Genomic DNA, 15,618 nt, shown 5'->3' with positions numbered 1-15,618 from the left:
ATAAACAAAGTGCCACCCATTACTCAATAATGCAACTTTTTTATTAGTTGACTAATTACAATAAATTTACTTAAGCAACCTCTAGTAATTTAGCATGAATTGATTGCACAACCTGATCTGACTCCTGCTGCTCAACTAAAAAGCACAGATTGTGCTTGCTCGCACCATGGCATATCAATCGAATATTAAACTCTGACAACACATCCATCAGGTTAAGTTGGCACTTCTTCAACTGGATCTCAGAACCTATCATGGCCACCAAAGTAAGATTATTTTCAACGGTCACATGACAAAACTCGCCAAGTTCATCCAAACAAGCTTGTTCTAGCTCTGGTCGAGAAGCATTCGGCGCATTATCCAGCGTAAGTGCAACACTAATTTCCGAAGTCGTTACCAAGTCAACCGATATATTGTAATTGCTTAAAATGGTGAAGATACGAGCCAAAAAGCCGCTAGCAAGGAGCATTTCAGGGCTTTTTAGTGTCAATAGTATTTGGTTTTTGCGTTGTGTCACTGCACGAATACCTGCTTGCGCCGTTTTCTCTTTTTCAATCCAAGTGCCACCCGATTGCGGATCACGGCTTGAACCAACAAATACTGAAATACCCTTACGACTCGCTGGCAATATAGTTGCGGGATGTAACACCTTGGCACCAAATGTTGCCATTTCTGCCGCTTCATCAAAACTCAAACGAGGAATAGGTCTAGCCTTTACACACAAACGCGGATCGGTACTGAAAATACCAACAACATCAGTCCAAATATGCACACTTGACGCGTCAATTGCCTCAGCTAACAATGCAGCACTATAGTCAGAACCACCACGGCCAAGCGTAGTCGTCTGGCCGTATTGGTCACTACCAATAAACCCTTGTGTCACCTGTACTGTGTCGCCAAGTAGCGCGACCAAATTAGTTTGCGCAGCTTCACGCGTAGCTGCGACATTTGGATTCGCTTTACCAAATTGATTATCTGTTTTAAGTACTTTACGCACATCAAAGCGCGACGCCTGAACCTGGTTATTACGTAATATTTGGGTAAACAAATAAGAAGAAAAACGTTCGCCAAAGCTCAGCATTTCATCGCATTGCTGTCTGCTAAGTGCAGGCAAACTCGCAAGGCTTTCAAATTCACTGAACGTTTGCTTGTAACCCTCAGCAAGATCAGCATCCAAAGACACTTGATCGATAATCGCTTGCTGTATGTTTTCAACCGCTGCAACAACTGCTTTGCGCCCGGCTTCATCTTCCTTTTGTTGGGTTAGCGTTACAAGGTGATTGGTTACGCCAGCACATGCACTAACAACGACCACTCGAACATTTGGGTTGTCACGAACAATGTGAGCACAACGAGACATAGCTTCAAAGTCAGCGACACTGGTACCACCAAATTTGGCTACAACATACTGCGAATTCATTTTCTCTCCTCTCGACTGTTGGCACAGTCAAATTTTATAAGGAGAACTCGGCATGGGATTTCTAGAAAGACGAACGCTTGAAATGACCTTTGCCAGAAGCTCTCCACCAATACGGTGACAGTTCCGAGGATTCAGCCTCGTAAACCGAAGAATCGTTGCGACGAGCAACTTTTCTCCTCGGCGAATACTTCCCTCACTAGTGATCATTGGTCTCGTCACCTCACACTAACTACCTAAGCATCGCGCCTCTTCTGTTTATTTTGCCTTTGTTAATCTGAATAAAAGCAAAATAAAAGCCCGCAATAAATGCGGGCGATGTAAGAAAATTATCTTTTAGCCGTCTAGGTGTCAAGTTATTTATGAAAAACTTATCCCAAAGCGGTAAAAAATTAAATCCATTGGTCTTAAATAAGCTGACCCGCGAAATACGCGCCACTATATCCAATGGTATATGCGATAAGCAGGTAGATACTCATTTTAAGATAGCTTGAGAAGGTTAAAGCTTTAACCTTACTCATTGCAATGATCCCCGCTGCAGAGCCAATAATGAGCATAGAGCCACCAACGCCAGTCGCATAAGTAAAGGTTAGCCATTGCGCTGGAGTCATCGTAATGTCTGCTTTTAATAGCGCAGCCGTCAAAGGCACGTTATCTACCGCCGCACTCATTAAACCGACCAAGTAGTTTGCGTATTCCGGCGCAAGATGCAGATATAAATCGGTAAACTTAGACAATACACCGACTTCTTTCAACGCACCAACTAATAACAGCACACCCACAAAGAACAATAAAGTGTCGTATTCAATTTCACGGATATAGTCGATGATTTTCTTATTTACGTCCTTCTTGCGCATCAAGAATTGCGCCATTAAGAACATCAAAGACAAGCCAAATAAGAAGGTTAACATCGGCGGTACATGGTATTGCACGCTTAAGAATAACGTGGCAAAAATGGTTGATAAGAAGATGAGCGCAATGGTGATATCGGTCTTTTCAATTCTGCGTAATTCAGCCTTTTCAAAGGTGATCTTATCATTCATGCCGATTGACAGCATCGCAGCTAAGATAAATACGCTAAAAATAGAGGGAGCTATTAGTAAAAGCAGATCAGGGATAGTCACTTTATCGGCTAGAAATATCATCAAGGTGGTTACATCACCGGTGATCAATGATACCCCACCGGAGTTAACACTAAAGATGATTAACGTCGCATATCTAATTAGCTTTTTCGGGTCTAATTTCAAAGACATGACTACAGCTAATGAAATAAGCGTCGCGGTGATGTTATCCGATATTGACGAAAATACGAATGCAAACGCACCGACCAAAAACATTAGCTTGCGTTCGCTAATATGGGTTGGCATGATCCGGTGAACAATATTTTGGATAAACCCTTTTGAGTTCAAGTAGGCCACAAACGTCATTGCAGCCATTAAGAACAGCCAAAGTGTCGCGATTTCCAAAATGTTATGGTCTAGCTCAATTTGTACAATTTCTGGGCTTTGACCATGAATTGGAGAGATAAAGGCGATAATCCAACATAAAGTACCAAAAAAAAGCGTTGTTTTGGCCTTGTTTACGTGAATAATATCTTCTATAACGATGAGTATAAAAGCGATGGCGATCAGGGTTAGAATAATGGGCGTGACCATAATGCGTAAACAACCTGTAATTAAATGTAACAAGGGGTGGGTTCGTTTTCGCGGCGGATTCTAGCACCATCACAGTCCCCATGCTACGTACGATAAACATTTTGTGACAAATTGATGAAGTAGTGATGTAACTTAACTACTACACACTGGAAAGTTATGATCCCAGCAAAAAAATTATTAAATATGATAAATGAACACTGGAGCGTACTCGAGCTACTTTTTAAACGATTTAAGCTCGCAGATTTCAGTCTAAAAGATGTACAAAACATCCTAAAACAGAAAAACCCTAGCTGGTCGAGTGAACGAATTTATAAAGAAACCAATCGATTACTCCAACAAGAAATTATTATCCCTTTAGCTAAATCTTCACAGTTAGAAATCAACCGTGCAATCGCTGACTTCGCCAGCTTTCTTTTACAAGAAGAGAGCCTTGGTTTAGCAGAAGAGATCACTGTGCTGGTAAAAGACTTAGAAAGATTAGGTAATCGCATCGCACAAGCTGGTGAAGAGGCTGACTACTCTGAGCTACGCCGTTTTAGCCGCATTATGGACGAACGCGTTCGTAAAATTGTTAAGCTGTTCGAACATAACGAAAGCGCTATCATGAACTTGGTTGAACAAGCCAAATCTGACACCTCAACGCTTTCTCTTGGCATGAGATATAAAGCCGTATTGGAAGCGTTTGACGAATATATCGAACCGATGCTGGAAATGGTCGATATTCATGGCCCATTCCAACGCTGCTTTGATCAAATAGAGCTTCAGGTCAGTGAGCAAATTGACGAGATTGAACAATTAGGTCGTGGCGCTGCAGACAAACGTATGTTGGAGCAACTCAGAACACGCATTTTAGATATGCACCTCATTGGTAGAGAAAGTTTAAGCCGCAGTGCCGATCTCCTAATGCCGTTAAGAGAAGAGCTACGCCGCAATACACTCATTACACGCCAAGCCTCCAAAGTCCTTGGACAAATTAGAAAGCGCGGCGTTGACCGTTTACTCTCACCAGTTCAACCAGAATTTGTGTCAGACATTCAACGTTTTAACCTCGGACAAAAGCGTCACATGGTCGCTTATATGGCAAGTCTTGTTGAGTTTGAGCATGAAGAATATCAGCTGCCCGATCACGACGATGTGCCAGCTTATCAAAGTCCTAACATTCCAGATTACAACTCGGTAAAAACGAGATTTCAACAAACCGGTAAAAAGCGCCAGGCACTATTGGGCTTTTTAAGCGATAGCTACCCAGATCTTGAAGCAGACGAAATGCTGTTTCTTTATCAAAAGCTGATCAACGAATCTGACTTGGCACTTAGCCAAGAGCAACAAAAGAGTAAGATCACTATCGCATCGCATACCTTCTCTTTATATCCATTTAGTGCCAAAGCAAAACAAGATTAGCATTATGACGACAATTAACTTAGACATGCTCAATGAACTCCAAGCCATTAATAAAAAACTGGTGAGCGGGTATCATATCAGTGAGCAAGACACGACCCTGTGGCAAGAATTAGATCAGCAAATTGATAGCTATCAAGCGCTATTTTCAGCTTTAGGCCATGACTTACAGCACGATGCCCGTGGCTTTTATTATTTGGCAAGCGATGAAAGTACGCCAAATATGGGGAAAATTTCACGCGCGATTGCCTTAACCATTTATATTTTGATTGAGCACTATGCCAACCAAGGTAAAGATCCGCTGCGCGTACTATTTGATGAAAGCTGCGATTTAGAGCTAATGCAAACCATAGTGCAGCTCAATAAGCATCTTTTTGATCAGTTGGAAATATTTTCGGGCTCTGATCTCAGAAAAGACGTGTTTTTACGTATGGTGAGACTGGGCCTTGCCCGTGAGGTTGAGCAAGGCTTTATGCTACTTGCACCGATTTATCGCTACATAGACGCGCTAATGGAAGTAAACGAAGAACAATATGATATTGAGGACGAGCTATGAGCGAGCAGTTGTACGGCTTAAGTAAACTAGCATTATTAAATACCGCCGGATACGCTAAGTGTGTCATTCCTCTGGATAAAAGCGCGTCTATCTGCGCTCCGAATAACACTGGTAAAAGCTCGGTGATCAATGCGCTGCAGTTTCCACTTATCAACGATTTAAGACTGACTGAATGGGATGGTCACGATTTAGAAGAAACGCGTAAGTTTTACTTCTCTTCTGATCAATCCTATATTTTGCTGGAAGCCAACCTCCCCCACGGCGATGTGGTCATTGGCGTTGCGGGGCTGGGTAAAATCGCCGGTTACGCGCACCAGTTTTTTTGCTATCAAGGCAAACTGAATCTTGATGATTACACCCAAGGTAAAAGTATCATCAAGTACACTAAGCTCTTTAATCACTTACAGGAAAAACAACTTAAGCCTGTAGAGCTAAAAGCACAAGAACTTAATGCCCTACTCACAGGTGGCGCCACACCATTTGATGGTGATATCAACCTGAAGATGATCCCACTGAATAATGTCCAAGATGCGCCTGTATACAAAGAAATATTCCGTCGTATTCTGAATCTGCATAAACTCGGCGCGCAAGACGTAAAACGCTTTATGCTCAAGGTGTTCGAACGCCATATGTCGAACTCGAAAGTCGACTTTTATGAAGTCTGGCGTCGCGCTTTTGATAAGGTCAACCGTGCGCGCCGTGAGCTGAATGCGCTGGAGTCGATGCAAGAGCCAATTTCAGCCCTTGAGAAAATGCTTGGAAATGAGGCGGTATTAAAAGGTAAATTAGCGGCTTACGCCCCGAAACTCGATTTAGCTTTGGTTGAATATGATAACTATCACAACGAGCAAATTGCAGAGCTGGCAACACAGCTAGAAGACATAGAAGCCGAAAAGCGCGAATTTGAGTCTAAGCAGCAGCTGTACGTCCAACAGTCTCGTGATATCGAGCGTAAGCAAACCCAAATCGAGCAATGGTTTACCGACTTCCACGCGTTAAAACGTGAATTTGAACTAACTAATCATGCAACGCTTAAAACCAATTTAACACTGTTAAAAAAGGAATATGAGCAGCTTTCCTTCTCTATTAATAGTGCACAGGGGCAAAGTCTCCATACCCTTGATTTTCGCATCAACGAAACACAAAAGCAGATTAAGAGTTTAAAACTGCAACTCAAGAACCTTGAGTTCAACCTGTTTACTCGTATGCGTGAAGATCTTTCTTTAAAAGAAGTGGAAGAGATCTCGCGGATCTTGAATCCAGATTTGTTATCGTTTTCAACCACCTCTCAAGGTGAAATTGATATCACTGACGAAGATGCCTTTGGCGCATTTTTGGAGTCGCTGTCTAAGTCAGTTCAAGGTGGTGAGCTTAAGGTGCCTGGCGCTACCGTTAAGTTGAAAAAACTAAGTCCCGTGCAAATGCAAAGTGGTGAGAACAAAGCCCAACTGCAAGCACAGCTGGAGTCATTACAACAATCACTTAGCGACTTAAAGCAACAGCGTGAAGCAGCCGCAAACGTCGCTGAAAAGCAAAAAGAGCGTGATGCGCTTTATGATGAACTCATGGCTACCGAAGCGGCCATGAAGCGCTTTGAGCAATATCAAACTATGTTGCAATCTGTTGATGCTCAACAAGCACTAAAAGAGCAACTGGAGATGGAACGAGAGCAAGTTGATGAATATTTGCATGATATTCAACGTAATGCTGGTTCGATTTCAGACCGCCGCTCTATCATTAAAAGCAAGCAAGACTTATTGGTGCGCCAAGCCGACCGCCTAAAGCAAGTGAAGTCAGAACGTATCGACCACACACTAGACCTATACTCGGGTAAGCTGGCACCGTACGAAATCGAAATTAACCTAGATTTTGATAACCTCTCTGAAGTGATCCACCAGTTTAATAAAGATTGTAATGAGCTTAGAAACTTAGACGTTAATGTGCGTAATACCTACTTGCATATCTACAATGCTGGGATCACTAAGTTTGAAAACGAGTCAGACGTTACTATTAAGTACCAAAAGCTGATCAGTGCGTATCATAACTTAGATAACGAACGAGATGCCGTCGATAAACAAGCGCGAGTGGCGCTCACCGAAGTGGCCGCAACCATTAAAGGACTGCGTCAAGACTTAGACCGCTTACGCCGAGAGATGAACAGTTTTAACAAAGGCATAAGCCAGCATCGTATCTCTAACTTGCAGGCATTCAAAATCAATGTCATCCCTCGTAAGATGCTAGTTGATAGCATAGATACCATTATTAGCACTTCAGATTTATATGAAAAAGGCGAAAGTTTAGACCTACTCAGCGAGCAGCCTAGCTCAGAGAAATCTGTTAATGAGGCGAAAGATCACATCATCAAACTAGCAAGTGACAAAGCGGGATTGACGTTAACCGATCTCTTTGATATTCGCTTTGAAGTGGTCAACCGCGCAGGTGACACTGAGCACTTTGATAAAATTGACTCGGCCGGTTCAAACGGTACGCGGATCACCATCAAGCTTTTATGTGGCATGCTATTTATTCGCTATCTGCTATCTGATCAAGAGCAAGCAATGTATCGTATCCCAATTTACATCGATGAAGCCGCGGATATCGACCCACAAAACCAAAAGGCTATTATCGAAACCGCACTAAGCTTTGGGTTTGTGCCAATTTTTGCATCGGTGAAACCACAGATCAGCTGTGACTACTTGGTGCCGATCCGTAGTGTTGCACAAGGTAGCCAAAACTGGGTGGATGAAAAAGACTGGATAGAAGTGGAACATTAATCCCAAGTTAATGTCTTAGACACAATTATTAAAGGATGCTTGTCTCTACCATTTAACGCCTTAACACGTTAAGGTAGAGCAAACATCCGACTAAGGAGTAAAGACACATGTTTAAGAATATTGTTATCGCCACTTTGGTGCTGATGTTAGCGGCCTGCGCCAAAACCCCTGATTGGGATTATGATAAGTCTGTACAATTCGCTAACTATAAAACCTATGCTTGGTCACCCGAAGCGGACCTAAAAAATAATGGTCGTGAATACCAAGTTAATGACTTAATGGAAAAGCGGATCCGCAGTGCAATTCAAAACGAAATGAGCAAACAAGGTTTCACCCTCACCGATCCGCAATCGGCCGACTTACTGGTTAACTATCACGCATCAGTTGATACAAAAATTGAATCTGACTCGCTTCACACCACTTATGGTGCGCGTTGGAATTACTGGGGTATTGGCTGGCAAACACAGACCACAACACGTGAATATGAAGTGGGCACGCTTGTACTCGATATGATAGACAAAGCGTCTAACCAGCTAGTTTGGCGCGGAGCAAAAGAAGGTCGCTTACGTAGCAACCAATCACCAGACCAAAGAACAGCGTCAATTAACAAAACCATTTCGGAGTTGCTGGCTAACTTCCCACCACAGCCACAACACTAAGCGAAAACCGGATCAAGCCTTGGCTTGATCCGAATTCTTCATCTTTATTTTGAAGGTGAACAGTCTTAAGATGCATAAGCCTTAACTTTATCTGCAAAGCTTGATTGTTAGGGCTTAAGCAAATGTAAGTGCCAAACTCAGCCGTTCAACAGCAATTTCATATCTTAAATCCAATTGCGATAACGGATGCTCACTCAACTTGTATTGGGACAAAAACAATTTAGAACCGAATGTCGACCCAGTGCCAATAGCCGCCGTTAAGAACGATTTTATGCCTCATCTTAAGGCAAACTAACTTTCCTAATGCGCTAATGACTAGCTTCTTTAAAAGAAAGCTGATGGGCTATATAGAACTAGTTATCCCAATATCATCCACGATGATAGATACATCTCGCTTCGGTGCAAAAATCAAGACAAGCTCTAATTCGCTTTCGGCACTGATTGTCTTATTCAATTCAATAGGGAGCGTAAAGGTTTGCAATACTGGCTCTGTCGGCGCATATTTCATATCACCTTTTTCCAATTCAGAGAAGTCAGAAATTAATAAAGGGGAGACACTGCCAGATACGCCAATACTTTTTTTAAATACTACACCAGACTTATCAAGTAGCTCTACCCTCGTATCAGATAACAAATTGTATGCTCCACACCCTTCGCTTTCTCCTGAATCAGCGCGAGCCAGTGAGAAACTTAGGTAGGATTTTCCTTTGTGATTTTTATGTAACAACTCAGCTTCTGAAAGCTTAATGCTCAACCGTGTTTCAACTTGTTTCTTAAGTTGAACCTTTAATACATTATTAGAAGTTTTAGTTCCGTTTCTTAGGCGCTCTGAGTCTATATTGATTGGCACTTCTGTTAACGTTTTATCGGATAGGACTTTAACGGTACTTTCCTTTTTAGCTACATTTTCAAAATCTTCTATAACTTTGAAATCAGATGCCATATGGCGACTGATATAAATATCGTCAGGAAGACCAAACTCACCAGCCACAGGTTGTCTAAAAATTTTTCGATACTCTTTTGCGTTCGCCAATGTAGCTTCCAAAAAAGCAGAAACATACACTTTAGTTAAATTCTCCTGTTGTTTGGGTGTTAATAGCTTAGAATAAAAATCTTTGCTGCTTCCCCAATGGAAATCATCAGACATATCTTGATTAAAGTTTATATTGTAGTGGTCAACTAATTTTGGCCACAGTTTTAGAATCTTGGTATCTAACCTCAGATTCATTTGGCGCTAAACCAGCATTATAATGATGAGGCCTAACGTTGTTATAATATCCGTTGATATAATCACTCACACCATATTTAGCATCTTTAAAGTTTTCGTATCCAACCTTTGGCATCCACTCCGTTTTAAAGCTTCTAAAAAATCGCTCCATTGGCGCATTATCCCAACAATTTCCGCGCCTGCTCATACTTTGTGTAATTTTATAGCGCCATAAACGTTGGCGGTACTTCAAGCTTGTATAATGGCTTCCTTGGTCTGAGTGAAACATCAATCCACTTGGTTTACCTCTGCTTTCATACGCGAGTTCAAGCGCTTTTAGCGTTAAGCTAGTATCTGGCGACAACGACATTGCCCAACCAACGACTTTACGTGCAAATAAATCAACAACGACCGCTAAATAGGCCCAGCGATTGCCTGTCCAAATATACGTCACATCACCGCACCACACCGTATTCGGCTCAACAACATCAAACTGCCTGTCTAGCAAATTTGGGATTTCAAGATGCTCATTACCACCCCTTTTATATTGATGTTGTGGTACTTGGCAGCTCTCTAGTTTTAGTTTAACCATTAGCTTAGCGGCGCGATAACGGCTTAATTCAAAATCGTTATTCGTTGCGATTGCTGCGATTGTCCGTGCCCCAGCTGAACCGCCGCTCATTGCATGTATGGCTTTAACTTCAGCTTCTAGCCTTATTTGCTCTGGTGTAGGCGTTGTATCCCGTATGGCCCAATATTTATAGCTGCTGCGATGCACATTGAATACGCTACACAACACGCTAATTGGGTAACGCTCTCGTTGATTTAATTTCTCAATTAACGAGAATTGTTCAGGGAGTCGGACATCAAGAGAGCGGTAGCCTTTTTTAATATATCCTTTTCTAATTCAATACGTTGGATTTGCTTTTTAAGTTCGCGGATTTCAATTTGTTCAGGTGTCATTGGTGACGCTGTGGGGGTCTGGCCATTCCGCTCTTGCTTCAATTGAGTTACCCACTTACTTACAGTTGATTTACCAACCCCCATAGCCTTAGCTGCATCTTCTTGTGTGTAGCCTTGGTCAACTACAAGTTGAGCTGTTTCTAATTTGATTGCCGCAGAATAGGTTGCGCGTTTTAATTTCGTCATTTTTTCACCCAAATTTGTATGCAAATAGCATAACATTTCTTTCTTAATGGGTGGCCAAATTAACTATGCCACTACATTTGGTTAGCACGATAGATATAAATGGACTGCTTTAAGTAGTTTTTATCATCATCGAAGTGAGTTCGATGCCATTGTTGGCTACCAAGAAACTGATAAACATCCGCATCATGACCTCCTTGTAACACTAAATAGTTAACATTTTTCAGGATGTTTCTACCATCAGCATGTTGATATTGCCCGTCCATTGGGGCTAAAGCGACAATGGATTTAATGTTAAAACCAAACTCTGTTGATTCACTACTATTTGGTAAGGTCTTCCATTGATTAAATGATGCAGCTAAAGCAACAGCCTCCCCTCCTCTAGACATCCCTATTAAAGCGATATTCTCTAAATCTATTTTGTTATAAAAAGCGTGACCTTGCTCAGCATTCCATTTTTGCAGCAGCTTAATATGTTCAAGTAGTATCCAACCACGGGCACCATTTTCTCCCAATAAATCATTCAAATAAGTTTGATTTACTTGCACAACAAAGTGACCTCGGCTGGCGAGCAATTCACCTAGATAATCAAACCCCGGGGCAGAATTTCCATGGACTAATAATACTAACGGTAGTGGTTGGGCTCCCAACGGAAGCCAAACTTTAGCCTCCAAAGGTAAATTACTACTTTTAAATTTGTGGTAGGCATTGTCCTCATATCCTTGGTTACGAGAATAGTCGGAAAGAAAGCTAGGTAAGCTCACATTTGGAGCAATTACATCAGGTTTTGATATAGCAAATAAAAATGGTCGTTCGCCATAGTTCATCACTGTGTATTTATGTTCGCCCTGTTCGGCAGGATTAGGTAAACCCGTAAACGGGCTATTTGGCTGACTATAACTCTCAATAACACAATCTAAAACATCTGAAGCTAATGTCGAAAATGAGGTGGTAACTATGGATAAAATGGTACAAAAGTACGAAAAACGAGTAAGCATCAAAATTGTCCCTAATGTCAAAATTTAGCACGTGGTATTGTATAGCAAATCGATCTTGCTATTAAAAAATACAATTTTTTATAATTATGCTCCTTGAGACGCAAGTAACTCAATAAAGGTTTAAATCAGTTGTTAAAACAAGTGACACCCACCACTACTAGCACCACTACTCGCATCCAAGCTGAGGAAGTAAAGTAAAAAAGTATAAAAATACTTTAATCGCTAGGTACAAAAACGTTATTAGATAGGCCAATTCTTGTCGCCCAAGCATATCTCTACACCAAAGCTGAGTTATCACGCACGACAAAGCGATGTAAATACGGAAGTAAGAAATTCTAAAATTGAGAATGTGAGTTTTGCTAAGCCAACAAGCGCTCGCAGTTTGTCAGATTCGTCCGCCGTCGTTTTTGAAGTGTTTCACAGTAAGCGGTTATTGTCCGCTCTCGACCAACTGCACCGTGGAATACCTGAGAAAATTGCGTGGTGAGTTTTATCCAGTTCTCCGGTTCGATATTTAGTCGAGTAAGAATGGTTTGTGACTCAAAGATATGACCTCGCTTGTCGGCGCGAATACATTGGCCTGTGAGTTCAACCAACTCAATATAGGATTTGAGCTCAAAAGGCAGTCCTTTCGGCATATGTTTTCTTGGGCTGCCAGCAAAGCGTAATAGGCTTTTTGGCTGTTTACCTAATTTCGCATGGTCAATTCGCTTTTTGATGCTGGTGTAGTCTGAGGTTTCAGGCGTTGCGGCGATTTTGGCTCTAATAGGGTTTAGGTCTACATATGCCAAACAAGCAGCCAGTGCTGCCTCGTCCAGTAATGCTTGGGATTTGAATCGTCCTTCCCAAAATCGGCCTCTACAATTATCTTCTTTATTTGCTCTACGGGCGATATCTTCGTTGAGTACTCGCATAAACCAGCTAATATCGGCTAGTCTTTCCCTGTACTTATCAACCAGCTCATTGAGTATCAATTGCTCCGACTCATTGAGAGGCTCACCTTCAGTAAATTTACGGCTTATCCAATTACCTTTAAATAACTTGTGCCATCGTATCACAATCGCTTTATCCGACAGACGCTTAGCCTTTTTATCATCAACATATAAAACTATGTGAGTGTGATTACTCATCACGGCATAAGCACAGACATCAATACAAAACACAGAGCCCAACATCAAGAGCTTTTCTTCAACCCAATCACGGCGGTACTCGTATGATTTGCCAGTAAGTTTATCTTCACCGCACAGAAAGGCGCGCCTTACGCAACGGGAGATACAGTGATAGTATTTGGTGTCAGTTAAACTGATTTGTTTTTTACGGGCAGTAGCCATAGTTTGTTTTCCTCAATCCTTTGAGTGCAGAATTAAAGCGTAGGCGGTATCTTAGGAAGGTGCAAATTAGTAGTGGGTGTCAGCGATTTGTTTTGTGGGTGTCAGCGATTTGTTTTCGTGGTGGGTGTCAGCGATTTGTCAGCGATTTGTTTTCTCTTACCGGTTAGATAAATCAGCGCAAACGATGCTACCAAAATCGAAGCGAGGGCAAAGCCGTCCACAACACACTCAGATAATGGTCAAAACTCGTTCGCTACCTAGATGACAGACATCTAAAGATAGACTATGGTCGTGCAGAGCATGCTACTGTGAGTTCAACCAACTCAATATAGGATTTGAGCTCAAAAGGCAGTCCTTTCGGCATATGTTTTCTTGGGCTGCCAGCAAAGCGTAATAGGCTTTTTGGCTGTTTACCTAATTTCGCATGGTCAATTCGCTTTTTGATGCTGGTGTAGTCTGAGGTTTCAGGCGTTGCGGCGATTTTGGCTCTAATAGGGTTTAGGTCTACATATGCCAAACAAGCAGCCAGTGCTGCCTCGTCCAGTAATGCTTGGGATTTGAATCGTCCTTCCCAAAATCGGCCTCTACAATTATCTTCTTTATTTGCTCTACGGGCGATATCTTCGTTGAGTACTCGCATAAACCAGCTAATATCGGCTAGTCTTTCCCTGTACTTATCAACCAGCTCATTGAGTATCAATTGCTCCGACTCATTGAGAGGCTCACCTTCAGTAAATTTACGGCTTATCCAATTACCTTTAAATAACTTGTGCCATCGTATCACAATCGCTTTATCCGACAGACGCTTAGCCTTTTTATCATCAACATATAAAACTATGTGAGTGTGATTACTCATCACGGCATAAGCACAGACATCAATACAAAACACAGAGCCCAACATCAAGAGCTTTTCTTCAACCCAATCACGGCGGTACTCGTATGATTTGCCAGTAAGTTTATCTTCACCGCACAGAAAGGCGCGCCTTACGCAACGGGAGATACAGTGATAGTATTTGGTGTCAGTTAAACTGATTTGTTTTTTACGGGCAGTAGCCATAGTTTGTTTTCCTCAATCCTTTGAGTGCAGAATTAAAGCGTAGGCGGTATCTTAGGAAGGTGCAAATTAGTAGTGGGTGTCAGCGATTTGTTTTGTGGGTGTCAGCGATTTGTTTTCGTGGTGGGTGTCAGCGATTTGTCAGCGATTTGTTTTCTCTTACCGGTTAGATAAATCAGCGCAAACGATGCTACCAAAATCGAAGCGAGGGCAAAGCCGTCCACAACACACTCAGATAATGGTCAAAACTCGTTCGCTACCTAGATGACAGACATCTAAAGATAGACTATGGTCGTGCAGAGCATGCTATCAAACCGTTCGTCATAGGCCGAAAGAACTCTACAAATGGTGCGGAAAGCGAAATACCGCGCACTTGCTCTCTTGGCAAGTCACCTTGGCTTTTTGGTTTAGAATAGCCATTTTTCGTTTTTAACTCATTAATTATCTTTGCTTCCACCAAGTAGATATCCACATTGGAATTCTCGTTATCCATCCCCCGATTAAACAATATGTATTTACCATCCGAAGTAACCGTAGCGTAAGCATCCCATTTGTCTGAATTTACCTTGTCCCCCATGTTGATAGCACGTCCCCAACTGCCATCTTGTTGTTTAAAACTGATGTGCCGAATCCCTCCGGGAGCTAGCACAAGTGGTTTTGGAGCGTTGCGCTGTGCTTAAACCAAAACACGACGCAACAATTAAATAAGTTTGTAGTTAGTTTTAAGATTTATTTTCGCATTTTATCGTCTCTTCCCCAAGACGATAGGCATTATTTGCCAACACATAAGTTCCCGAAATAATAGCAGTAGTAGGAACGAGTATCGGCGTTAATATAATTCCACTCACGGAATAATACGTATTGGTTTCATCTGCAACATCGACTATTTTTAGGGTTTTTCTATCCGATGAAATCTCACACTTGTTGATGTGGGCAGTATCCTTAACGGGCATTACCACACAAGCACTGAGTGAGACTATCGGTAACATAATCAATAAACTTAATTTCATCACTTTTCCTTGAATTTGGGTTGTAATATTCTTGTGACGTAAGTCTTAAATATTACCTTCCTCAATAGATTCCCTGTACTTACGTTTAAAGTACTTCAAACTGGCATTGATCTCTTTAATTTCCATTCTTGATTCCACCGCTAAATCTCTCATTTCTTTGACTCGTTTTGAAATAAGGTAAATAAAGAGGGGAATTGGTATACACAAAAAAATAAAACCGATGTAAACAAGCGCACTTATGACGCTGATACTACTCCACATTACTTCCATCATATAATTCTCCTTGAAACTTCCTATGTATTATTTTATGTAAAGCTGGCAAAAATACGTAAATAAAGTTACTCCTTTCAACGCCATAAAACTAGCTTTATATGATCTGTGTCTACAGATTTTGGACAATTATGAAATGGAAGTAT

At 41.7% G+C, this 15,618-nt stretch carries 12 protein-coding genes, 2 pseudogenes and 1 riboswitch; of the genes and pseudogenes, 5 read left to right on the top strand and 9 right to left on the bottom strand.

The window, feature by feature from the left end:
- Positions 1-70: 70 nt before the first annotated feature.
- Both lysC and nhaD read right to left on the bottom strand, forming a co-directional pair.
- On the bottom strand, positions 71-1,417 hold the full coding sequence (gene lysC, locus PPIS_RS03760) for a lysine-sensitive aspartokinase 3 (RefSeq protein WP_010371897.1): 1,347 nt from the start codon (positions 1,415-1,417) through the stop codon (positions 71-73).
- 88 nt (positions 1,418-1,505) lie between these two features.
- A riboswitch (Lysine riboswitch) is annotated at positions 1,506-1,676 on the bottom strand.
- Between the two features lie 145 nt (positions 1,677-1,821).
- Entirely contained in the window at positions 1,822-3,069 is a 1,248-nt protein-coding gene (nhaD, locus tag PPIS_RS03755; protein WP_010371900.1) for a sodium:proton antiporter NhaD, read from the bottom strand.
- Between the two features lie 156 nt (positions 3,070-3,225).
- Here nhaD and PPIS_RS03750 point away from each other — a divergent pair, with 156 nt between their 5' ends.
- The 4 genes from PPIS_RS03750 to PPIS_RS03735 all read left to right on the top strand — a co-directional run bounded on the left by PPIS_RS03750 (position 3,226) and on the right by PPIS_RS03735 (position 8,456).
- Entirely contained in the window at positions 3,226-4,470 is a 1,245-nt protein-coding gene (locus PPIS_RS03750) for a hypothetical protein (protein WP_010371903.1), read from the top strand.
- A gap of 4 nt (positions 4,471-4,474) precedes the next feature.
- Complete coding sequence (locus PPIS_RS03745) at positions 4,475-5,023, top strand: condensin complex protein MksE (RefSeq protein ID WP_010371906.1); 549 nt, start codon at positions 4,475-4,477, stop codon at positions 5,021-5,023.
- On the top strand, positions 5,020-7,797 hold the full coding sequence (locus PPIS_RS03740; RefSeq protein ID WP_010371909.1) for a coiled-coil domain-containing protein: 2,778 nt from the start codon (positions 5,020-5,022) through the stop codon (positions 7,795-7,797). The genes PPIS_RS03745 and PPIS_RS03740 overlap by 4 nt, the downstream gene beginning before the upstream one ends.
- Before the next feature lie 107 nt (positions 7,798-7,904).
- Positions 7,905-8,456 (top strand): DUF4136 domain-containing protein, encoded by a 552-nt coding sequence (locus PPIS_RS03735; protein ID WP_010371911.1) that lies wholly within the window; start codon positions 7,905-7,907, stop codon positions 8,454-8,456.
- A gap of 343 nt (positions 8,457-8,799) precedes the next feature.
- Here PPIS_RS03735 and PPIS_RS03730 read toward each other — a convergent pair whose 3' ends face one another.
- The 5 genes and pseudogenes from PPIS_RS03730 to PPIS_RS03710 form a co-directional block, all read right to left on the bottom strand.
- Complete coding sequence (locus tag PPIS_RS03730) at positions 8,800-9,684, bottom strand: hypothetical protein (RefSeq protein WP_096040864.1); 885 nt, start codon at positions 9,682-9,684, stop codon at positions 8,800-8,802.
- Positions 9,632-10,812 (bottom strand): IS3 family transposase gene (locus PPIS_RS03725; RefSeq protein ID WP_096040897.1). Its coding sequence is split into 2 segments (ribosomal slippage): positions 9,632-10,554 and positions 10,554-10,812, totalling 1,182 coding nucleotides; the frame shifts between segments, so codons are not numbered across the junction. The genes PPIS_RS03730 and PPIS_RS03725 overlap by 53 nt, the downstream gene beginning before the upstream one ends.
- Positions 10,813-10,883: 71 nt before the next feature.
- Positions 10,884-11,807, bottom strand: coding sequence for an alpha/beta hydrolase (locus PPIS_RS03720; RefSeq protein ID WP_010378054.1), 924 nt, complete (start codon positions 11,805-11,807; stop codon positions 10,884-10,886).
- Between the two features lie 359 nt (positions 11,808-12,166).
- Positions 12,167-13,138 (bottom strand): hypothetical protein, encoded by a 972-nt coding sequence (locus PPIS_RS03715; RefSeq protein WP_010378053.1) that lies wholly within the window; start codon positions 13,136-13,138, stop codon positions 12,167-12,169.
- Positions 13,139-13,436: 298 nt separating this feature from the next.
- Positions 13,437-14,195: pseudogene (locus PPIS_RS03710) on the bottom strand (transposase); the annotation flags it as partial.
- 236 nt (positions 14,196-14,431) lie between these two features.
- Here PPIS_RS03710 and PPIS_RS24795 point away from each other — a divergent pair.
- Positions 14,432-14,551 (top strand): annotated as a pseudogene (locus PPIS_RS24795) (IS66 family transposase); the annotation flags it as partial.
- 363 nt (positions 14,552-14,914) lie between these two features.
- Here the strand turns inward: PPIS_RS24795 and PPIS_RS03700 are convergent.
- A complete protein-coding gene (locus PPIS_RS03700; RefSeq protein WP_010378050.1) occupies positions 14,915-15,202 on the bottom strand; it encodes a hypothetical protein in 288 nt (95 codons plus the stop codon).
- Positions 15,203-15,247: 45 nt separating this feature from the next.
- Entirely contained in the window at positions 15,248-15,475 is a 228-nt protein-coding gene (locus tag PPIS_RS03695; protein WP_010378049.1) for a hypothetical protein, read from the bottom strand.
- Between the last annotated feature and the right edge of the window lie 143 nt (positions 15,476-15,618).

This window comes from Pseudoalteromonas piscicida, from assembly GCF_000238315.3.
Taxonomy (GTDB): Bacteria; Pseudomonadota; Gammaproteobacteria; order Enterobacterales; family Alteromonadaceae; genus Pseudoalteromonas; species Pseudoalteromonas piscicida.
This window is presented reverse-complemented; position numbering and strand designations above follow the sequence as displayed.